The 20211-nt window shown below is 69.1% G+C and carries 16 protein-coding genes; 9 read left to right on the top strand and 7 right to left on the bottom strand.

The features are described 5' to 3' along the window. Window positions 1-816 carry a metallophosphoesterase gene (locus QHF85_RS11785; RefSeq protein WP_281327233.1) on the top strand — a complete coding sequence of 272 codons (816 nt, stop codon included), beginning with the start codon at window positions 1-3 and terminating at the stop codon, window positions 814-816. A gap of 339 nt (window positions 817-1155) precedes the next feature. Here QHF85_RS11785 and QHF85_RS11790 read toward each other — a convergent pair whose 3' ends face one another. Beyond that, window positions 1156-2538: an aldehyde dehydrogenase family protein gene (locus tag QHF85_RS11790; RefSeq protein WP_281327234.1), complete on the bottom strand. Its 1383-nt coding sequence runs from the start codon at window positions 2536-2538 to the stop codon at window positions 1156-1158. 58 nt (window positions 2539-2596) lie between these two features. On the opposite strand from QHF85_RS11790, the gene QHF85_RS11795 reads away from it, so the two are divergent. Continuing rightward, the gene (locus tag QHF85_RS11795; protein ID WP_281327235.1) at window positions 2597-3373 is read left to right on the top strand and encodes a Stp1/IreP family PP2C-type Ser/Thr phosphatase; all 777 of its coding nucleotides are present in this window, start codon (window positions 2597-2599) and stop codon (window positions 3371-3373) included. Between the two features lie 111 nt (window positions 3374-3484). On the opposite strand, the gene QHF85_RS11800 is transcribed toward QHF85_RS11795, so the two are convergent. Both QHF85_RS11800 and QHF85_RS11805 read right to left on the bottom strand, forming a co-directional pair. Then, window positions 3485-3658, bottom strand: a complete 174-nt coding sequence (locus QHF85_RS11800; RefSeq protein ID WP_281327236.1) for a hypothetical protein — start codon at window positions 3656-3658, stop codon at window positions 3485-3487. Window positions 3659-3722: 64 nt separating this feature from the next. Next, entirely contained in the window at window positions 3723-6164 is a 2442-nt protein-coding gene (locus QHF85_RS11805) for a DUF2169 domain-containing protein (protein ID WP_281327237.1), read from the bottom strand. Window positions 6165-6721: 557 nt separating this feature from the next. Here QHF85_RS11805 and QHF85_RS11810 point away from each other — a divergent pair. Beyond that, window positions 6722-6985: a hypothetical protein gene (locus QHF85_RS11810; RefSeq protein ID WP_281327238.1), complete on the top strand. Its 264-nt coding sequence runs from the start codon at window positions 6722-6724 to the stop codon at window positions 6983-6985. Beyond that, window positions 6982-8082 carry a hypothetical protein gene (locus QHF85_RS11815; protein ID WP_281327239.1) on the top strand — a complete coding sequence of 367 codons (1101 nt, stop codon included), beginning with the start codon at window positions 6982-6984 and terminating at the stop codon, window positions 8080-8082. The genes QHF85_RS11810 and QHF85_RS11815 overlap by 4 nt, the downstream gene beginning before the upstream one ends. Here the strand turns inward: QHF85_RS11815 and QHF85_RS11820 are convergent, their stop codons facing one another. Continuing rightward, the gene (locus QHF85_RS11820) at window positions 8083-9162 is read right to left on the bottom strand and encodes a glycosyltransferase family protein (protein WP_281327240.1); all 1080 of its coding nucleotides are present in this window, start codon (window positions 9160-9162) and stop codon (window positions 8083-8085) included. Between the two features lie 50 nt (window positions 9163-9212). Between QHF85_RS11820 and QHF85_RS11825 the strand changes: the two genes are divergently transcribed. Next, the gene (locus QHF85_RS11825; RefSeq protein ID WP_281327241.1) at window positions 9213-10217 is read left to right on the top strand and encodes a hypothetical protein; all 1005 of its coding nucleotides are present in this window, start codon (window positions 9213-9215) and stop codon (window positions 10215-10217) included. A gap of 20 nt (window positions 10218-10237) precedes the next feature. Then, complete coding sequence (gene def / locus QHF85_RS11830; RefSeq protein WP_281327242.1) at window positions 10238-10831, top strand: peptide deformylase; 594 nt, start codon at window positions 10238-10240, stop codon at window positions 10829-10831. Between the two features lie 52 nt (window positions 10832-10883). Here def and QHF85_RS11835 read toward each other — a convergent pair whose 3' ends face one another. Next, window positions 10884-12674, bottom strand: coding sequence for a M4 family metallopeptidase (locus tag QHF85_RS11835; RefSeq protein ID WP_281327243.1), 1791 nt, complete (start codon window positions 12672-12674; stop codon window positions 10884-10886). 229 nt (window positions 12675-12903) lie between these two features. Beyond that, window positions 12904-13500: a polysaccharide biosynthesis/export family protein gene (locus QHF85_RS11840; RefSeq protein WP_281327244.1), complete on the bottom strand. Its 597-nt coding sequence runs from the start codon at window positions 13498-13500 to the stop codon at window positions 12904-12906. Between the two features lie 163 nt (window positions 13501-13663). Here QHF85_RS11840 and QHF85_RS11845 point away from each other — a divergent pair, with 163 nt between their 5' ends. The 3 genes from QHF85_RS11845 (at window position 13664) to QHF85_RS11855 (ending at window position 19105) form a co-directional block, all read left to right on the top strand. Continuing rightward, entirely contained in the window at window positions 13664-15118 is a 1455-nt protein-coding gene (locus tag QHF85_RS11845; RefSeq protein ID WP_281327245.1) for an O-antigen ligase family protein, read from the top strand. 91 nt (window positions 15119-15209) lie between these two features. Then, entirely contained in the window at window positions 15210-17933 is a 2724-nt protein-coding gene (locus QHF85_RS11850; RefSeq protein WP_281327246.1) for a hypothetical protein, read from the top strand. Then, window positions 17930-19105: a hypothetical protein gene (locus QHF85_RS11855; protein ID WP_281327247.1), complete on the top strand. Its 1176-nt coding sequence runs from the start codon at window positions 17930-17932 to the stop codon at window positions 19103-19105. Before QHF85_RS11850 ends, QHF85_RS11855 begins: the two co-directional genes overlap by 4 nt. Window positions 19106-19499: 394 nt before the next feature. On the opposite strand, the gene QHF85_RS11860 is transcribed toward QHF85_RS11855, so the two are convergent. Then, complete coding sequence (locus QHF85_RS11860) at window positions 19500-20135, bottom strand: response regulator transcription factor (RefSeq protein WP_136934646.1); 636 nt, start codon at window positions 20133-20135, stop codon at window positions 19500-19502. Window positions 20136-20211 lie beyond the last annotated feature (76 nt).

Genomic DNA, 20211 nt, shown 5'->3' on the forward strand with positions numbered 1-20211 from the left:
ATGCTCACGCTCAGCCTGATCACCGATCTCCACTTCGGCCCCGAAGCTGGATTCGCAGGCAAGCTGCGCAAGCTGACGCGCAGCGCCCCCGGCCTCACCAAGGCCTTCGTCGCCCGCATGAACGACGTCGTTCACCCGGACCTCGTCGTGAACCTCGGCGACGACATCGAAGACGAAGACCACGACGCCGACCTCGCCCGCTACACCGCCTGCGTGAACCTCCTTCGAGGCACACAAGCCGAGCTCGTGAACGTCGCAGGCAACCACGACACCGCGCACCTCGCGCCCGCAGAGCTGCTCTCGGTCTGGCAACGCCCCGACCTCGATCGCCTCTACCACTCGTTCGATCGAGGCGGCTTCCACTTCATCGTGCTCCACACACGCGAGCGCAAAGATCGCGACGTGACCGTCGGCGAAGATCAACTCCGCTGGCTGCGCGAAGATCTCGCCAGCACAAGCGCCCCAACCGTGGTCCTCATGCACCACAGCGCAGCCGACCAAGACCTCCGCGGCAACCGCTGGTTCGAAGGCGCGCCGCACATCTGTCTCGTCGAGGAACGTCGCGCCCTCCGCGCCATCCTGCGCGAAAGCGGCCTCGTACGAGCCGTCTTCAACGGCCACCTGCACTGGAACCACCTCGACGTGATCGACGGCATCCCGTTCATCACGCTGCAAAGCCTCATCGAAAACCTCGACGAAGACGCCCCCGGCCGTCCCGCCGCCGCACACGCCATCGTGCACCTGGAGTCGACCCGCGTCGTCGTGAAGATCGAAGGCGCCGAGCGCGCGACGTACCAGTTCGAGGCGGCAACGTAGCGCCGGGGTTTCACCCCGGACCCGACCAGGGGTTGTCCACCCCTGGACCCGGACCAGGCGCGGCCTGGACCGAAGGTCGAAGAACTGCGCGATGCGCAGTTCTTCGAACGGGCTCGTGGCAAGACCGGCAACGGGCTGGCCAGCCAAGCCGACGTGTCTGCTGAAGGCGGGCAGCGCTGCTGTTTCAGCTGGCAAGCCCGCTCGTGGTCTTGCCACGGGCCCGTCGGAGAAACCGCGCATCGCGCGGTTTCTCCGCCCCCGGTCCAGGCCGCGCTTGGTCCGGGGTGCAGGGGGTGGACAACCCCCTGCTGGGGTGCGGGGCAACGCCCCGCTCCGCGCTCACAGCTTGAAATTCAGCGCCTTTGGCCGTGTGAGATGCAGGAAGCCGAGCGTGGACAAACTCGAGCCTTTGCCGCTGTCTTTGACGCCGGTCCAGGGCAGGGCGGGGTCTAGCGTGTCGCACTGGTTCATGTAGACAGTGCCTACTTCGAGTTGCTTTGCGAGCCGCTCGGCGCGTTCTCGATCGCGTGTCCAGATGCTCGCTGTGAGGCCGAGATCGCTGTCGTTCGCCAAGGCCACGGCTTCCTCGTCCGAGTCCACGGGTACGATGGGCAGCACGGGGCCGAACGTCTCGATTCGCATCACGTCCATCCGTTGATCGACGTTCACGAGCAGCGTGGGCTCGAAGAAGCGCCCGCGGCCGTCGACCCTCGTTCGTTTGCCTCCCAAGAGAACACGCGCGCCGGCGGCGACGGCGCGGTCGATCTGCTTCTGGATGAACGCTGGGTGATGCGGCTGTGCGATCGGGCCCATGTTCGTCTCGGCGGCCATGGGATCGCCGAGACGATAGGTCTTCATGAGGGTGAGACACCCCTCGACGAACTTCTCGTACAGGCTCCGGTGCACGTATGCGCGCTCGACGGCGCAGCAGCTCTGGCCTGCGTTGTAACAGGCACCGTCGACGATGTTCTCGATCGCCTTGTCGAGGTCTGCGTCTGCTGCCACGTAGGCCGCGTCCTTGCCGCCGAGCTCGAGCCCCACGTCCACGAAACGCGCCGCTGCCGCTGCGGCGTACACCTTGTGCCCGCCGGCCACCGAGCCCGTGAAGGCCACGTGATCCACCCGCGGATCGGCCACGATGCGCCCTGCCGCCTCGTGATCGCAGTGCAGCGCCTGGACGAGCCCGGCCGGCGCCCCCGCATCACGCAGTGCGTCGGCGAAGTGCTCTCCGCAGAGCGGCGACCGCGGCGAGTGCTTCAGGATCACCGCGTTGCCTGCAAGAACGGCCGGGATTACCACGTTCACGGCCGTGAGCAGCGGATAGTTCCATGCTGGCAGGTTGAACACGACCCCGAGCGGAGCCCGCGCGATCCGCCGCTCGAAACCCTCCACGGGCGGCAAGACCGTGTCTGCAAGGCATGCCTCGGCGATGCTCGCCATGTGCCTTCCGCGCTTGGCCATCCCGCCCACCTCGCCACGCGCTTGACGCAGGGGCTTGCCCATCATGGCCGTGATGTCGGCTGCGATGGCGTCGGCGCGCTCTTCCATGCGGGAGATGGCCGCGAGGCAGAGCGCCACGCGGTCTTTCACGGGCGTGGAGGCGAAGGCCCGGGCGGCGGCCCGGGCGGCGTCGAGGGCCTGGTCCACCTCACCGGCTTCGGCGAGGGGGCGCCTTACGGCCACGTCGAGGGTGTAGGGGTTGTCGACGACGAGCTCCAGCATGGGGAGCAAGCTTAGGACCTGTTCGTCGGCCAGGAAATGTTCGTACAATACCTGGCGGATGCGATCAGTCGCGGCAGGCCTATCCGACGTGGGCAGACAGCGGCACCACAACGAGGATCGCTTCATCCTTCTGCCGGAGTTCAACGTGTTCGTCGTCGCGGACGGCATGGGTGGGCATCAGTCCGGCGAGGTGGCGAGCCGAATGGCCGCGAGCTCCATCGCCAAGTACTTCCGCAACGAGTGCAAGCCCGACGTCACCGTCGGCCAGCGCTTGCGCGCCGCAGTGCTCGAAGCGAACGCGAAGATCTACGCGCGCGCCGACGACTCGCGCTTGCATCGCGGCATGGGCACGACCGTCGTCGCGGGCGCGTACGCGCCGGACGATCGCACCTTCTTCGTGGCCCACGCGGGCGACAGCCGTTGCTACCGCCTGCGCGGCGACGAGCTCAAGCAGCTCACGCGCGACCACTCGCTCATCTCGGACGCGCTGCTCGAGCGGCCCGATCTCACCGAGCTCGATCTCAAGTACCTGCCGAAGAACGTCATCACGCGCGCGCTCGGCATCAGCCCCACGGTCGACGTCGATCTCCGCGCCGAGCGCGTCGAGCCGAACGACGTCTTCATCCTCTGCTCGGACGGCCTGCACGGCCTCATCTCCGACGAGGAGATCGCTTTCATCGTGCGCGACAACGCGATCCTCACCGAGGCGTGCACGCGCCTCGTCGAGGCGGCGAACGCGAACGGCGGACGCGACAACATCACGGTCGTGCTCGTCCGCATCGAGCCGGATGATCCGCCCTGGGCCGGTCGGCGCGCGAACTACGCGCGGCCGTAGCGTAGCGCCGGGGTTTCACCCCGGGCCCGACCAGGGGTTGTCCACCCCTGGACCCGGACCAGGGCAAGCCCTGGACCTCTGGTGCATCGACCGCGGTGCGGTCGATGCAATTTACGGCCTACGGCCGATGGTCCCTGCCCGGAGGTACCAGGCGAGCGCCAGCACGGCGATCGCCAAGAGGACCACCCAGAACCATGGCGATCGGGTCGTGGGCCTGGCCGTCTCTTCCACCACCTGCGCCGCGAAGAGGTTCGCGGCGGCGAGGATCGCGGTCGGTGCGTTCATCTTCGCCTCCCGCAGCTCACGTTGCGCCGGCGGGCGAGGCGTCAATCTTCGCTTCGTCGCGTGACTATCGATCGCTCGAGCGCGGCCGCGAGGGCGTGGCAGCCTCGGCGTAGGTCGCGCTGCCGCGACCTTCGGGCTGCACCCGCGCGTAGGCCCTGCGCGCCGACGCGAGCGCCTCCCGCACGCGCGCGCGGAAAGCCGGATCGGCTTCCATGCGCTCCTGCCAGACGCGCTCGATCCGCACCAGGCAAACGCGCGCGAGACCGAGCTCCGCGAGCACCACGTCGGCGTCGCTGTGCTCGACCGAGAACATCAGCCGCGCGTAGTCGGCGATCTCCAGCGCGCCTCGCTCGATCTCCAGCTGCTGCACGTACGCTCGATCGTAGGCAAGCCTGAGCTCGCACCGACCTTGCTCGGTCTCGGCGCGGATTGCGGTCACCCACGTCCGCTCGGTCGACACCCAGCGCGCCTCGGACAAACCCATCTCCGACAGGATGCGCGCGCGCTCCTCGGGGCGACGATCGATGCGAGCTGCCACGGCTGCGCAGTTCTCGAGCGGCAGGTCTGCGGCCATGAGCAGCGGCGCGGCCATGCTCGACGTCGAGGGCCGGCGACGCTCGCCCGATGGGCGCGGGGTCTCGACCGATACGACCGAGGTCCTCGGCGGCGGTGTGATCGGCGCGGAGGGCTGGAGGGGGCCGGACGACGCCACCGTCGACGCCGCCGCGAAAAAGGCTGCGTTCTCCGTCGGCGAGGCGGGCGGCACGCTCGTGGTGGAGGCTGCTCCCGCGCTGGGCACGAATCCCTTCGGCTCGGACCACGGCAAAGGCGCGGGCGCGCGCTGGGTATTGGGCGGCGCGTCGAGCAGCCGTCCGCTCGCCGCGAGGGCCCCGCCGGGCAACGTGGGCGGCGGCGCGAGCGTGCCCGTCTTTCGCGTGCTCGGCACCAGCGTCGGCGGCACGATCGACTCGCGCTCCGTGAGCACGCCGAAGCTCTCGGCCGGCGGCGGGCTCGACGTGCCCGTGCGCGCAGTCGCGGGCGCGCGGTCGGCCGGATCGTCTTCCTCTTCGCCCGCGGTGTGCTCGCTGCTCTGCACGCTCTTCGGCGTGGGCGGGGGCGCGAGCCGCATCGAGGCCGTATCGCCGGGCCAAACGTCCGCCTCCCATGAGGTCTCGACGTGCGCGGGCCTCTCGTCCTCGATCTCCCCGCGCGCGGCGCGCTCGACGAGCTGGCTCGGCCCGGGGAAGGCCGCGTCCACGATGAACCTCGATGACGCGCGATCCTCGATGAGCCGCTCGCCCGAGGGCGGGATCGGCACCGAGCTGTCGCGAGGCCGCGCGGGCAGGCCGCCTCCGCTGAGCGCGAGCGGCTCCACGGGCAGCGGGGCCGACTCCACCGGTGAGGCATGCACGGGGGCGGTCGGCAGCAGCGTGTATCCCTCGTCCTCGGCGATCTCGCCCTCGAACGGACGCGGCAGGATCGGCCGCGGGCTCGAATCCTCGGGCGCGACGGGGGGCGACTCCACGTCTTCGAGGCTCACGGTCATCTCGGGACTCTCGGAGGCCACGATGATCCTGCCGAGCGCGTGCTCGTCGGGCTCGGACACCGGCGTCGATCCGCGCCAGGTCACGACGGCCACGAGGCGCACGCCGTCGATCCAGATCGTGTCGAGGCGCAGGTCGACCTCGAACGGCTTCGCCGAGCCCTGGTGCGCGTAAAACACGCGCGGGCGGATGTTCGGCAAACGCGACTCGAAGCGCGGGGCCTTGCGCGTCAGGTGCTCGAGCACGATGTTCGGCGCAGCCTCGAGCTCGTCGAGCTGCTGCTCGATCGGCGCGCAGTTGAAGATCGAAAAGGGGAGCTCCTCGGGCGCCGCCGCGTGCTCGGTGCGTATACGACGCGCGAACGTGACGGCCTCGTCCGGGGCGCCGCGGTGCTCGGCGCGCCAGCGAATCGGCAGCGGACCGAAGCCGGGCGTCGCGTTCGGCGGGCACGACTCGCTCGTTTCGATGCGCGGCAAGGGCCAGCCTGCGGTCCCGGCGCCCGCGGGGATGCCGCTCATGTTCTCGCCTTGCATCACGGCGAGCTCGTAGCGGAGCGGGATCGCGGAGAAGCGCTCCGCTGTGCTCGGCCGGAGGTTGCCCGTGTGCCCGGGCATCCACACGCGTGGCCCGCAGACGCGCAGCGACTTCTCGAAATGCCCCACGCGGAGCCGCGGCACGAGCATCTCGGTCGGCATGCCGCCGGGGGCGAAGGCGCGGCCCGAGAACGCGACGTCGATCTTCGGCTTGTACGGGACGAAATCACTCGGCGCGAAGAGCGCCGCCTGCGGGTTGTGATCCCAGGAGATATCGCCGTGAGCCGTGTCTTGCTTGGGCGCGAGGATCGCCTGGCCCGGTGCCAAGGTGAACGTCGCCTTCACCCCGATCGTGAGGCGATAGCCCCGAGGGCGCTCTTCCCACACCACGGTGGCGACGCTGAATGGGCAGAGTCGGACGATCTCCAATGCGGGGAGGGTAGCTTAACGCGACCAGGATGGGAAAGATTTCCTCGCGGGATCCCTCGGTTCTTTTCGTGCCACGAGCTCTTCCGCAGCGTGAGTGTGACAATTGTCACAAATTCGTGAAGAGTAGGGATTTGCCCGATCCAACGGAGACGCGCGCGAGCTGACGCTGCGGTGCGTCGGAGCCAATGCAGCCGCGACCGACCGCCTCCGCGCCGACGACAATCCATTGACGGAAGCCGGTCCGTCCGTGCTGGCCCGGCCGCTCCGTTTCTCCCGCCCCACCCTCGGCTGCGCCCGTCGGGCGGGATCCGCCGCGCGGGGTAGGGTCACGCGCTCTGCCGGATCACCGCGCGCCCATTGCCGACGCGCGCGGGGCGACACCGGGCGCGGACGATCATTGAATGATTCACGCGAAGGACAGCCATCTTTCGTTTCGGTGGCGGAGCGCGCGTGATGGTCATCGATGTGACCAGAAAATTGCGGGTTCGCGAAAGAAAAGGAGAGCACGCGACGGAGCCAGGACGATAGTCTGACCGCCCTGTCGAAAGGAGACATTCATGATCAAAAATAGCCTCGTCGCGCTCGCCCTCGCTTCCTTCACGACCGTTCTGCTCGCATGCTCCGCGGCAGAGGTGGGGGAGCCATGCGAGACCGAGGGAGCGGCGGACGAATGTGTCGACGACGCGATCTGCGGAAAACCGAGCGATACGGCCCCGGAGCCGCAGTGCCTCAAGGTCTGCACGCAGGACTCGGATTGCGCCGCGAGCGAGTCCTGCAACGGCGTGACGGGCACCAGCACCAAGGCCTGCCGCGTCAAGTGATCGCCTGCGCCGCGGCCCTCGCCGCGCTCCTCGCCGCGAACACCGTGCGCGCCGAGGGCGGATACGGCGGCGGGGCCGCGGCGCGCACCCTCGAAGGCCACAGATTCCAGCCGCCCGTGCTGCTCGAAGGCCCGTTCACGACCAGCCACGTCGGAATCGACACTTCGATGGGCCTCCGCGTCCAGGACGGCGCCTTCGCCACGCCCACGGCCCCCTTGCGCCTGCCGCTCCCCGCCCGCGACGGCCAGACGCTTTTCCTGTTCGAGGAGCGGCTCGCCGTCGGAATCGCGCCGGTGCGCGGCGCGGAAATCGGGGCGCGCGCGGCATTTCAAATGACCGTCGGCGGCGACCCGGCGTCCACCTATTTCTATGGCGGCCGCACGGGCTACGACGTCCGCCCGCACCTCGGCTTCGAGGTCCTGCACAGCGAGGTGCTCGGCCTCTCGGTCGGCCTGCGCGCAGGCCTGATCATGGCCGGCGGGGTGCGCGCCCGACCGTCCGGCCTCGTGGACGCCATGATGCGCGAGGCGGACGCGGCCATGCGAGATCCGGCGCGCATCCGCTGCCTCCGCGCCGGAGATCTCGGCTGCGCGTTCACGACCTTCGACGGGGCGGGGGCACTGCGCGTGGACGAGCGGAGCTTCGGCGTCCACGCGCGCGCAAGCGTGGCGAAGTCGTTCGGGCAGCACGTGGGCATGCAGGCCTCGTTCGGGGGCGAGGCGCTCGATACGCGCCTGCACGGCGGCCCGAACCTCGATGCCCGCATGGCGCCGCGCGCCTATGGGGCGTCCGTCGCGGCCTCGGTCGACCTCGCGCCCATCGCGCCCGTGGGAGCGATGCTCGAAGCGGGGCTCGAGCGCGGCGAAAACCGTGGCCTCGATCGCCCGAATGCCGATCTCCTCGGCGGCGCGCCGATGGCCTACACGACCGAGCGCGTCGCGGCGGGCGTGTATTACACGGGGCGCGACGCGCTCACGCTGGGGTTCGTCGGGACGTACGGCTTCACGCAGGAGAGGCGCGCCGCCGGGGACACGACGACGCCGCGCCCCCCCGCGCGCGCCCTCGGCGGCCGCCTGGCCTTCCGCTACTTCTTCTGATCAGGAGAGCACGCCCGCGGCGGCCCGATCGAGCAGCGCGTCGATGCCGTCGAAGAGATCCTGGTTTCCATTCTGCGAATACGCCGCGAGCTTCTCCGCGCATGCGGGGACGACCTTCACGAAATCGAGGATCGTGGCCGGATCGGCGAGCGAGTGCGCCGCGCGGCCGAACCCTTCGCGCTCGAGGTACCGCGCGTTCAGGACCTGCTCGAACTGGTGGCGGATGGGGACGGCGAGCATGGGTTTGTGCAGGAAAACGGCCTCGCCCATGAGCGTGAAGCCGCCGCCCGCGATGACGGCGCGGGCCGAGGCGAGGTCGTCGATGAACCCGTCCTCGCTGAAAGGCCGATACCGGAGGTTGCCCTCGACCTGTTCCTCCTGGATGCCGCGGCGCATGCCGTAAATGCGGCATTCGAGCCCGGTCTTCTGGAGCGTATCGGCGAGCGCGTCATTTCCCTCGGCGGTCTGATAGACGAGCAGGTGCTCGCCCGCGCGCCGGTTCGCGCGGAGGATCTCGGGGCGCAGGATCGGCGGATAGAGCGTCGTCCTCGGCTTGCGGATCGGCGGGCGGAAAAAGCTCGTGATGAGGTAATGGTCGCAGAACGGCAGTTTTCCTTTGATGAACAGGCGCGTCACGGTAAAGTCCGCCTCGTCGCCGCGGATGATGTCGGGCCCGTGCGTGCACCGGTTGATGATCTGCATGTTGTCGACGGACAGGATGGGCAGCCCGTGCGTCTTCGCGAACAGGTAGGTCCACGACTCGAAATCGCTGATCACGACCTCGGGGCGGAACGCCTGGATGAGCTCGAAGTACGCCGCGATGTTCTTGGGCAACCCCGCCGCGCCCTGCGTCACGTTCGAGAAGAACGTCTTGCCACGACGAACGCGGTTCTCCTCGTAGATCATGTGGAAGCCGTGAATCTTGTTCACGCCTTCGAACCGCTTCGTGAGGAACTCGGCCGCCCGCCCCGAGGCCATGATCTCGATCTCGTGCCCCTGCTCGACCAGGTGCTCGAGCACCACGCGCGACCGCATCGCGTGCCCCATGCCCTCGCCGACCACCCCGTAGAGAATCTTCATGGCCGTAGAGTTTATCGATCCGCACCACCCGGGTCGAGGGTTCGGAGGGGATGACGGCCGCGCGAGGTCTGCGAATCTGGTGCGAGATGGTGACGCACGCCGAGATCGCGTCGCCCGCCGTGCTCGCCGCGCTCGCGCAGCGGAAGATCGGGCTCATCGTCGCGGCGCAGCCGGGCCCGCGCGCCCATCTCGTGCAGCTCGCGCGAGCGGCGAGGGACGCGGGCCTCTCCTTCGCGGTCTGGCCGATGCTCGCGGACGCGGCCGGGCGCTGGGCGAGCGTGGACAACGCGGCGCGGTTCGCCTCGTACGTCCGCGCGCTCGTGGACGAGCTCGACCGGGCCTCCGCGCTGCCCGAGGAGATCGCCCTCGATCTCGAGCCGCCGATCGACCGGCTCCGCCGCATGCTCGGGTTCCGCGCGCCCCCCAGCCCGCCGGCGAGGAGCGCGCCCCCGCCGGACCACGGCGAGGCGATCCTGGGCGCGCTCGTGCGGGATCTGCGCGCGCGCGTCCCCACGCCGATCCGCGTCTCGGCCGCGGTGATCCCGCTCGTTCTGTTTGACGACGAAATGTCGGGGCTCGAACGATGGCTCGGCACGCCCGTCCGCTCCATCCCCTGGGATCATGCGAGCGTGATGGTCTACACCACGTTGCTCGAAGGCTATTCGCGTGGCCTTTTGACCCGCAACGATGTGCGGCCCCTGCTCGCGTCTTTTTGCCGCCTCGCCGCGGCGCGCTTCGGGGCGCGGGCGGGCGTGTCGCTCGGGGCGGTGGGGAAGGGCGCGCTCGGCGACGAGGCGACGTACCGCTCGGCCACGGAGCTCGCCGACGACGTGGCCATCGCGCGCGCGGCGGGCATCGAGGATCTCACGCTCTTCGACCTCGGCGGCGTGCTCCGGCGGCCGCCCTGGGAGGCGTGGCTCGACGCGTTCGCCTGGACCGAGCCTTCGCCCCGTTTGCCCGAAGCGACGTGGAAGAGCCGCGCGGCGGAAAAGCTCGGCCGCGGGGCGTCGCGTTTGCTCGGCGTGGCCGGTTCCTTGCGCCCGACGCGCGGGTGAGGGCACGATCCCGCGTCCCGATGTCGAAGCCCAGGATCGTGCAAGCCGGTAACCCCGTCCTCCGCGCCGTCGCCGCGCCGGTCGAGAGGGATCAGATCAAGAGCCGCGACAGCCGCCTGCTCGTGAAGAAGATGGTCGAGGCGATGCGCCAGGCGCCCGGCGTGGGCCTCGCCGCCCCGCAGATCGGCGTGGGCCTTCAGGTGATCGTGCTCGAGGACGATCACGCCCGCATGGCGCGCCTCACGAAAGAGCAACGCGAAGACCGCGGCCGCGCCCCGTTCCCGCTGACCGTCATCTTCAACCCCGAGCTGCGCGTGATCGGCGAGGAGACGGCGACCTACTTCGAGGGTTGCCTGTCCGTCGCGGGCTACATGGCGCTCGTCGAGCGACACTTTTCCGTGGAGGTGACGGGGTTCGACGAGAAGGGCGAGCCCCTGCGCTGGGAGGCGAGGGGCTGGCCCGCGCGCATCCTGCAGCACGAGGTGGATCACCTGCGCGGCATGCTCTACGTGGATCGCATGATCTCGCGGACGCTCTCGTGCAACGACGAGATGGGCGCGCGGTGGCTGGAGACGCCCGTCGACGAGGTGAAGAAGGTCTTCGGGGTGGAATGAAGGGGGGCGCGCGTGCCCAGGTTTTGCCCAGGCAACGCGCGCCCGGCGCCGCTCACTGCGCGGAGTAGGTCTTGAGCGTGATGCCCGACGACGCCGAGTAGCCGTAGAGCTTGATGTAGTACGTGCCGCTCTGCGGCGGGACGAACTCGCAGACCTCGTTGTTGCCCGAGAGGTACGGGCGGCAGGTGTAGGCCGACGTCGTCGGCGCGCTGCCGAAGCGCACGTAGAGGTCGGCGTCGCCCGTGCCGCCGGAGATCTCGATCTTGAGCGCCTTCGAGCCGGCCGGCGTCACCTGCGTATACGCCGTGCTCCACTTCTTCGAGCCGACCGAGATGCTGTTCACCTGGCCGATCAGCGCGTACGTCGGAGCGGCGCCCACGCCGACCGCGGTCCAGGCGTCGCCGATCGTCGTGGCCGCGGCCGCGCCGTAGAGCTCGTTCGCCGCGGCGACCGTGCAGGAGCGCGCGTCGCTGAACTTGGCGCTCGCGCCGAGGCAGGACGTGTTGGCCTTGTAGAAGATCGCCGCGCCCTTCTGGATGCTCTCCACCGCGTTCGACGAAAGCGGGGCGACCACGTTGCTCGTCTTGCCGCGCGGGTGCGAGCCGCCCATGACCGCGAGGTAGAACGCGAGGTTCGCGATGCCCGAGTTCCAGTGCACGCCGCCGTTGTCCGACGTGCCCGTGTAGCGCGTCGGGTAGTAGTCGTAATCGCCCGCGATCGCCGGGTCATTCATGTAGCGGAGCGCGTCGCCCGCCGTGCCCGGCGTCCAGCACTCCTCGCCGATCTTCCAGGTGTTGCCCGAGACCACGCCGTCGCGGTAGGCCTCGATCGAGGCGCCGAAGATGTCGGACATCGCCTCGTTCAGCGCGCCGGACTCGTTCTGGTAGATGAGGCCCGAGCCGTACTCCGTGACCGCGTGCGAGAGCTCGTGGCCCACGACGTCGAGCACCGTGAGCGCCGAGGAGTCGGTGCCGTTGCCGTCGCCGTACACCATCTGCGTGCCGTCCCAGTAGGCGTTCACGTAGCTGTTGCTGTAGTGAACGCTCGACGTGAGCGTGGCGCCCGAGCCGTTGTAGCTGTCGCGGCCGAAGTTGTTGAAGTAGAAGTCGTACGTGATGCCCGCGTTGTCGTGCGCGGCGTTGAGGACGGCATCGGAGACGGCGGCCTGGCCCTCGGAGCGCACGAGCGTGCCGGGCAGGGTCGTCTTGTTGCCCGCCGTGTACGTCTTGCGGTTCTTCGCGGTCTGGAGGTTGTCGTAGCTGTTCACGACCTCGCCCGTCCGCGCGTCGACGAAGATCACGGGCATCGAGGGCGTGCCGTCGTGGTTCGTCGCCTCGAGCTGGATCCGGTGCGTCACGACCGCGCCGAGCTGCTTGCGCGGCAGGATCTGCAGGTCCGCCTTCTTCGTGCGCGAGACCACGCCGTCCACGGCGCCGTAGGCGATCTTGATCGCCTCGGCCTCGGAGATCGTGGCCGGCTCGACGCGCAGGTTGCGCTCGAGGTAATCGTGCACCTGCTTCACCTCGCCGCGGTGATTGAGCTCGACGACGGCGTTGGCAGCGAAGACCGGAATGCCGTCGATCGACTGCGCGACGCGCGTGACGGCCTCGCCGGCCTGGTCGATGTGCACGCGCTCGACCTTGAGGTCGCCGGCGCCCCGGGCGATCTCTCGCTCCGCGACCCGCTCGACCCCGAGATCGCCGGCGAGCTTCATCGCCTGCTCGTCGCGGTTGGCAAAGACGTCCTGCGAAGCGGCCTGATTCTCGACGTCCTGGCCATCCACGGCGCAGGCGGCGAGGAGGAACGTCAGGGGAGCGAGCGTGGCAAGGCGACGATTACGCATGGGCTGACACCTCGATGACAAAAAAAGGTCGGAGCGGACGGGTCCCGGAACCCCAGGGATTGCCGACCTTCCTTTTTTTCGTGATTGGTGTCAATACCGATCTGTGTCGACGCCGAAAAATGTCCGTAATGGGTGAATCTCACTACGATTCGCCCACAACGACGGCTTTTTGTCGGAATCATGCACCTCGGCTGGAACGTCGGGGTGCACTCTCGAATGACCAGGTGCGCTACGGTACGACAACGGTGTCATTCGTCAGGAGCGGCAAATTCTCACGAAGATCGCCGCCTTTCACGACGGCCGTGAACGCAAACGGGATCCGCCGCTCGCCGTGCGCGTCCTTGCGCACGATCACGATCTCGTTCGGCGCCGCGAACCGCGTGAATCCACCGGCGAGCGCGATCGCCTGCAGCACCGTGACTTGCCCCGTCGGCGTGAACTCGCCCGGCCGCGTGACCTCGCCGAGCACGTAAATCCGATAGCTGTGCAGCTCCGCGACCTCGACGGAGACGACGAGCGGCTCCGTGTAGAACTGCTGGCCCTTCGCCGTGATCTCCTTGCTGATCTGCTCCACGGTCTTTCCACCACAAACGATATCGCCGACGAGCGGGAGCGTCACGAAACCGTCGGGGCGCACCGTGACCCTGCGGCTCAGCTGTTCGTTGTGCCAGACGCGCACCTCGAGCACGTCCCCGGCGCCGACGGTGTACGTCCGCATGACGCGCAGCTCCGTCGTGTAATCGTATGTCGGGCGCGCGCCGCCGCAGCTCGCCGAGACCACGAGCCCCAAGAGGGCCAGGCATCCCCGCACGAATCGTCCTTTCACGCCCCGGGCGATTCTCTTCTTTTCGTGCACATGCATCGCATTCCTCCGACGAGCACGCCCACCCGTGGCAAAGGGTGATCCCGAATGCTCGGAGCGCCGTCGCCTGCTACGAAAGAGGCCGCGCGCCGCGAAAAGCAGAATCGAAGGCGCGCCCTCGGGGGACATGGCCGCGATCATCGTGTGCGTGCTCTGCGCGCTCGTCGTCTTGAAGCCCCAGGAGTTCGTGCCGGCCCTCGCCGGGCTGCCGCTCCTCTATATCGTGTTCGCCCTCTTCACCGTGGCATTCGTCGCGGACGTCCTGCGGGGTCGTGCCCGGGTCGATCTCCCGCCCCACGCCCCGTTCGTCCTCGCGTTTTTCCTGTGGGGAGCGCTCGTCACGCTCGTGCGCAGGCCCGCGGTCCTGCAAACGGAGGGGACGGAGCTCGCCATCGTGCTCTGCATCTTCGGCGTGATCGCGCTCGGCCTGGGCACGACGAAGGGGCTCCGGCGATTTGCCTGGACGCTGCTCCTTTGCATGATCTTCGCCACGGGCGTCGCGCTCGCCCAGTCGCAGGGCCCCTATGGATGCATGATCGCCGACAAGGGCGACTGGGAAGGCAAAGGCGCGCTCCAGTACGACGGGCGCGGCTGCGAGAACGCGCTCGATTGTCGAAAGGACGGCCTGCCCGACGTGAATTACCGTTGCGAGCGGGTCGGTCCGTTCGGCACGGCCACGATCGGGGGCCGCGTACGTTATCGCGGCACGCTCGCCGATCCGAACGAGCTCTCGCTCGCCGCCGTGATGGCCTTGCCCTTCGCGCTCGCGTTCGCCGAACGAAAACGCTCGTCCCGGGATCCGAACCAGAAGCCGACGGCCGCGTCGCTCCGGCTGCCGATCCTGCTCACGGACGGATTTCTCTCCGCAATCGGGTCCATCTTCCGTGTCGTCCCGGCGCTCTTCATCGCGCTCGCGTTCGTCGTGATGATCGTCCTCTCCCAGTCGCGCATGGGTGTCCTCGTCTTCCTCGTCGTGATGGGGCTCGCGTTCATCCGGCGCGCGGGTGTCTTCGGCGTCGTCATTGGCTGCATCGCGTTTCCGCCCGTGCTCATGCTCGGCGGTCGGAGCGGGGCGGAGGCCGAGGCCTCCGCGGACGAACGGCTCGATCTCGTGGCCGAGGCGCTCACGATGATCCGCAAATCCAAGGGGATCGGCTTCGGCGTCGGCCAGTTCGCCGACGAATCGACGCGCGGCCTCACCGCCCACAACAGCTACCTGCTCGCGGCGGCGGAGACGGGGATCATCGGGGCTTGCCTCTTCTCCCTCGTGCTCTACGGCGCCATCAAGGTCCCCTTGAAGCTCTGGTTCGGCTCGTACGACGTGGACGCGGATCTCCGTCGCATCGCGCCGGCCATCGCGATCTCGCTCATCGGGGCATACGTCGGGATCTTCTTCCTGTCGTGGTCGTACAAGGAGTTTCTCTACATGATGCTGGGCGCCTCCGCGGCGCTTTACCAGGCCGCGCGCGCGGAGGACCCGCGCTTCTCGGTGCACATCGGCGCCCGCGAGGCCGCGACGGTCTGCGCAGCTTGCCTCTTGCTCTTCCCGATCGTGTGGGCCGTTCTGCACGTCATGGGTTGAATTGTATGTTCTCGACAAACGAACGGGGCGAGGAGGCGCCGAGCATGTTCATTGCCGGAAGGCTGCTCGCGCCCGAGCGTGGAGGGAGCAGATGGTCCGCCTGAGCACCGAGAGCACACCGCGCGAGCGCCTCGCGCGGCTCGTCGTCCTCATGAAACGAACGCGCAGGTACGCGCGGAGCACAATCGCCATCGCCGCGGCGCTGGTCGTCGCTTCGCTCTTGCTCGCGCTCTCCACGAAGCGCATTTACCGGAGCGAAACGACGGTCGTGTACCGCGAGGTCGTCCGCGGTGGGCGGGAGGGCGAGAGCGCGGCGCAACGCGCGGCGCGGCTCGGCCCGCGATTGAAGGAGATCGTCCTTTCGCGCGGCACGCTCACGTCGATCATCCAGGAGTTCGATCTTTATCCCGAGCTCGCGGAAAAATCGATGCTCGAGGCCGTGGCGGAGATGCAGAAAAACGTCTCCTTCCGCGCGCGCACCCAGGACACGTTCGCGCTGTCGTTCTCGCACTACGATCCGGCCACGGCGCAGTCGGTGACGAGGCGCATCGCCGAGGTGATGATCGGCGACTACAGCAAAGACAACCTCACGACGGCCGCGCTGAACCACGACGTCCTGCGCCGCGAGCTCGACGAGGCCAATCACGCCGTCGAGGACGCGAGCCGCGCGCTCGCGCGGTTCCTCGCCAAGCACCCGCAATTCACGTGGGGCATCAATGACTCGCCCTACGCCCCGACGGCCCCGCAGCCGGGCGCGGCGACGCCGGCCCCGCAGCCGAGCGCAGCGAACCGCGCGCCCCAGGCGGCCCGGGAAAAAGCGCCCGTGGATCCGGTGCTCGCGCGGCTCTTGCAAAGGCTCGCGCAGATCGACGCCGAGCTCGCCGGCCCGGGCAAACCGGGCGCGCCGCCGCCGCTGCCCGTGAACCTGACGGACGCGCAAAAACAGAGGGACGCGGCCGCGGCCGCGCTCGTCGCGGCGGAGACGGATCTCGCGACGAAATTGCAGAAGGTCACGCCCGTGCACCCGGACGCGATCTCGGCGCAATCGAAGGTGACGCGCGCGCGGAGCGCACTCGTCACGGCCGAAAAGACGCTGGAGCTCCTGCGATCGGGCGGCGTCGCGCCGGCGCCGGCCGAGGGGGAGGGGATCGATCCGGCGCGCCGCGCGGTGCTCGAGGAGGAGCGCCGCTCGATCGCCGCGCAAATCTCGGCCCGCAGGACGGCCGCGCCGCGCGGCAGGGCCGTGAACACGAGCCCGGGCCCGAACACCGGGACGGCAGCGCGCACGGGCACGGCGACGGCGCCCGCCACCGAGACGACGGATCCCGAAATCGTGGAGCTCGAGACCGAGTGGCACAAGCTGCGGCTCGATCTGGAGCGTGCCCGCGACCATTTCCGCAAGGTGCAGGACAAGGAGCGCGGCGCGAGCCTCTCCGCGTCGGCCGCGGAGGAGGAAGCCCAGGAAGCGCTCGTCGTGGCGGATCCGGCATACCTGCCGGTGAAGCCGGATCGCGGGCGCGGCCGCGTGTTCTTCGCCGGATCGTTCGTCGCGCTGTTCCTCGCGCTCGGCTACGCGAGCGCGCGCGTCCTCCTGTGCGAGACGATCCTCGACGAGGGCGACGTCGAAGCGCTCGGCGAGCCGCCGCTACTCGTGTCGGTGCCGCACATCCCGGAGCCGAAGACGAGCACCGCGCTCGCCAAACGCGAATCCTGGGAGCCGCCGCCGCCGTCGTCCCGAAGGCCCGAAGACCCAGGCCCGAAGAGCCGGCCGCCGGACAGCGGATCCATTGAAATCGGATTCGAGGACGCAGACGCGCCGCTCTCCGACGAACCCTGCGTGATGCCGCTCGGCGCGCCGCCGTCCGGCCCGGTGATCGAGGACGAGCCTCTGCCGCCCAAGCGAATCCGCATGCAAACGCTGCCCTACGGCGCGACGCTCGCGGACTACCTCGCGAAGGCGAAGAGCGAGCTGCCGCCGGCCGAGGAGCCGCCGGCCGAGGACCCGCCCGCCGAGCTCGTCGACGAAGACGCCGCAGACGAGCCGGCGGAGAGCGAGCCAGCCGCGCTCTCGCTGCGGGACCCCGACGCAGGCGCGATGATGCTCGCGCCGGAGGTCGAGGTCGTGGGGATGCCCTTCGACCCAGAAAACGAAGGGGCGCTCGAGCTCGTGCGAGGCGCGCCCCCCGCGGTGCTCGGCGCGCTCCGCGTGCTGCGGCACCGGCTGGAGCAGAGGCGAGGCGAGGCGCCGCTCGTGGTGAGCGTGCTGAGCCCAGGGATCGGCGAGGGCAAGAGCGCCGTCGCAGCGCGGCTCGCGATGACGTTGGCCGAAGCGGAGCGCGCGCGCGTCGTGCTGGTCGAGGGCAACCTCGGTCGGCCGCGGCTCGCCTCGATGCTAGGCCTGCGCGTGCCCGAGGAGATGGGCTTCTCAGGGCAGCTCCGCCGGCACATGAGCGGTCGGTGGGAGCCCTGGAGCGTGCTGCGCATCGGCGCCTCGCTCTACGTGCTCGCCGAGCCGGCGACGGAAGCAGCCTTCCCGACGGCGCTGCACTCGACGTGGTTCGAGGGGGCCGTGCGCGCGCTGAAGGAGACCTACGATTACGTGGTCATCGACGGCTGCGCAGTGCTCAACTCCGGAGACGCGAACGTGCTGGAGGACGTGAGCGACGTCTGCATCCTGCTCGCCCGCGCGGGAATGACGAAGGGCAGCGAGCTGTCGCGCGCAGCGAAGCAGCTCGGCGACCGGCGCATGTTCGGCGTCGTGCTGAACGACGTGCGCCCAGAAGGACGCACGCCAAAGGGGAGGGCGAGCGCATGAAGGCAGAGGCCGCGCAAAAAGCAGTGGCGGGCCGAATCGCGCCATGGGCCGAAAAGCTCGCACCCTGGATGGGAAGCTGGGCCGAGGCGCGGCTGGTCCGCAGCGTCGAGCGGCTCGTCTTCGGCGAGGTCGCGCGGCCGAAGCACGTGCTCGTAGCGATCTGCGATCACTTCGAGCCACTCTGGACCGGCGACGCCAAAGCCCCCGGCGCAGCCCCGCTCTCGCGCGGCCTCGCCCGCGTCGGCACATGGCGGCGCGGATATCCCGCACTCGCCGCATCCTGCCGCGACGCAAACGGCCGGCCCCCACGGCACACGTTCTTTTACCCAGGCGACCAGTACGCTCCCCCCCTCGTCGAGCCCATCGCAGAGCTCGTGGCGATGGGTCTCGGCGAGGTGGAGGTGCACCTGCACCACGACCGAGACACGCGGAGCACGCTGCGCGAAAAGTTCGAGGAGACACTCGCATCCCTCGGCCGCCACGGCCTCGTACCACGGGTGCGCGGCGCAGACCGATGGTCCTTCATCCACGGCAACTGGTGTCTAGCCAATTCACGCGCCGACGGCGCCCATTGCGGCGTGGACGACGAGCTCGACCTGCTCCACGAGCTCGGCTGCTACGCCGACTTCACCTTCCCATCCGCGCCAGACCGAACGCAGCCGCGCATCGTGAACAGCATCTACTATCCCTCCGGCGACGTGAAGCAGCGCAAAGCCCACGAACGCGGGCGCCCAGCAAGCGTAGGCGACGGGCGCATGGAGCGCGTTCTCTGCATGCAAGGCCCCCTCGCGCTATCCCTGCGGCAAGGCCCAGGGCTGCCGCTCCGAATCGACGCAGGCGCCCTGACATCCCGCGACCCAGCAACGCTGTCACGGCTAAGAAGCTGGATCGATCAGGGCGTGTCCGTACGCGGCAAACCCGAATGGGTCTTCGTAAAACTCTCGACGCACGGCGCCCCCGAGCGCGAAGCCGAGAGCCTGCTCGGCACCCCACAACGCCGCTTTCACGAGGGCCTCGCATGGCTGGCAAAGCAAGAAGCTTTCCGCGTGCATTACGTGACAGCCCGAGAAATGTACAACATCGCCCGCGCCGCGATGGACGGCCGCCTCGGCGATCCATTCGAATTCCGCGACTACGAGATCCCACCGGCGGCGCGCGCCTGCCAGGCGTGAGCGCGAGGTAGCTGGCTGGGGGCCGTTGCGCTGGGGGGCGTTTCGCTGGGGCGTTGCCCCAGGCCCCACCCGGGGCTGTCCGCCCCGGGACCCGGACCAGCGCCCGCGCTGGACTGGGGGTCGATGAACTGCGCGGAGCGCAGTTCATCGAACAGCCGGGGTCAAGACCACAGGCGACCCTGCCAACCAAAACAGCCGCGCCGACGGCTCGACTGGCAAGGCCCGTCGAAGCGTGAGACGCCCTCGATGGTCTTGCCATCGGCCTGTGGGAAGAACTGCGCATCGCGCAGTTCTTCCCCCTGAGGTCCAGGGCTGGCCCTGGCGCGGGTCGAGGGGCGCGTAGCCCCCGCGGGGCCCGGGGCAGCGCCCCGGCGCGACGCCGCCAGCCAAGACGTCAGATATCAATCAGCCCAGCTCGCACGGCGAGGCGGGTCAGGTCGGCGACGCTGTGGGTGGCGACTTTTGCGCAGAGGCGGGCGCGGTGGGTTTCGACGGTCTTGACGCTGATGGCGAGGTGGGCGGCGACTTCCTTTGCGCTGCTGCCCATCGCGAGGAGGCGTAACACTTGGCGTTCGCGTTCGGAGAGGGAGGCGAGGACGTCGCCGCGGGCTGCGTCGCGGCGTTGGAGGGCGCGTACCATGGCTGCGCTCACGTCGGGTGAGACGGCGGTGCGGCCTTTGGCGACGGTTCGTATTGCGTCGATGAGCTCCTTCATGCGGCAGCGCTTCGACAGGTAGCCGTCGGCGCCTGCGCGCATCGCTTCGCCTACGCGGAACTCGTCGCGGAAGGTGGAGAGTACGAGCACGCGCGTCTCGCCGAACGACTTGAGTTGCCGGATGAGCTCGGTCCCGCAGCGGTCTGCGAGTGACAGCTCGATCACGACGACGTCGAAGGGTTGCCGGTTCTTCTGGGAGAGCGCGTCGCGTGCGCTCTCTGCCTCTACGACGAGCGTCACGTCAGGCTCGTCCCGCAGGGCCTTGGCCAGCGATTCCCGTACGACATTCTGATCATCGACCAGCAAGAGCTTCATGGTTTTCCCCCTCGCCCCACCATTACCGTGAGATCCCCCTCGAAATGAACCCGCTTTTGGGGTCGGGTTCGCCCCG

The sequence above is a fragment of the Polyangium sp. 6x1 genome (assembly GCF_029946515.1).
Classification (GTDB): Bacteria; Myxococcota_A; Polyangia; order Polyangiales; family Polyangiaceae; genus Polyangium.

What these genes read in the sequence shown, in the direction of transcription:
- QHF85_RS11825 (WP_281327241.1), top strand. Translation starts at nt 9,213, where the DNA reads ATGACGGCCGCGCGAGGTCTGCGAATCTGGTGCGAGATGGTGACGCAC.
- QHF85_RS11850 (WP_281327246.1), top strand. Translation starts at nt 15,210, where the DNA reads ATGGTCCGCCTGAGCACCGAGAGCACACCGCGCGAGCGCCTCGCGCGG.
- QHF85_RS11845 (WP_281327245.1), top strand. Translation starts at nt 13,664, where the DNA reads ATGGCCGCGATCATCGTGTGCGTGCTCTGCGCGCTCGTCGTCTTGAAG.
- QHF85_RS11810 (WP_281327238.1), top strand. Translation starts at nt 6,722, where the DNA reads ATGATCAAAAATAGCCTCGTCGCGCTCGCCCTCGCTTCCTTCACGACC.
- QHF85_RS11820 (WP_281327240.1), bottom strand. Translation starts at nt 9,162, where the DNA reads ATGAAGATTCTCTACGGGGTGGTCGGCGAGGGCATGGGGCACGCGATG.
- QHF85_RS11835 (WP_281327243.1), bottom strand. Translation starts at nt 12,674, where the DNA reads ATGCGTAATCGTCGCCTTGCCACGCTCGCTCCCCTGACGTTCCTCCTC.
- QHF85_RS11860 (WP_136934646.1), bottom strand. Translation starts at nt 20,135, where the DNA reads ATGAAGCTCTTGCTGGTCGATGATCAGAATGTCGTACGGGAATCGCTG.
- def (WP_281327242.1), top strand. Translation starts at nt 10,238, where the DNA reads ATGTCGAAGCCCAGGATCGTGCAAGCCGGTAACCCCGTCCTCCGCGCC.
- QHF85_RS11790 (WP_281327234.1), bottom strand. Translation starts at nt 2,538, where the DNA reads ATGCTGGAGCTCGTCGTCGACAACCCCTACACCCTCGACGTGGCCGTA.
- QHF85_RS11855 (WP_281327247.1), top strand. Translation starts at nt 17,930, where the DNA reads ATGAAGGCAGAGGCCGCGCAAAAAGCAGTGGCGGGCCGAATCGCGCCA.
- QHF85_RS11795 (WP_281327235.1), top strand. Translation starts at nt 2,597, where the DNA reads ATGCGATCAGTCGCGGCAGGCCTATCCGACGTGGGCAGACAGCGGCAC.
- QHF85_RS11800 (WP_281327236.1), bottom strand. Translation starts at nt 3,658, where the DNA reads ATGAACGCACCGACCGCGATCCTCGCCGCCGCGAACCTCTTCGCGGCG.
- QHF85_RS11785 (WP_281327233.1), top strand. Translation starts at nt 1, where the DNA reads ATGCTCACGCTCAGCCTGATCACCGATCTCCACTTCGGCCCCGAAGCT.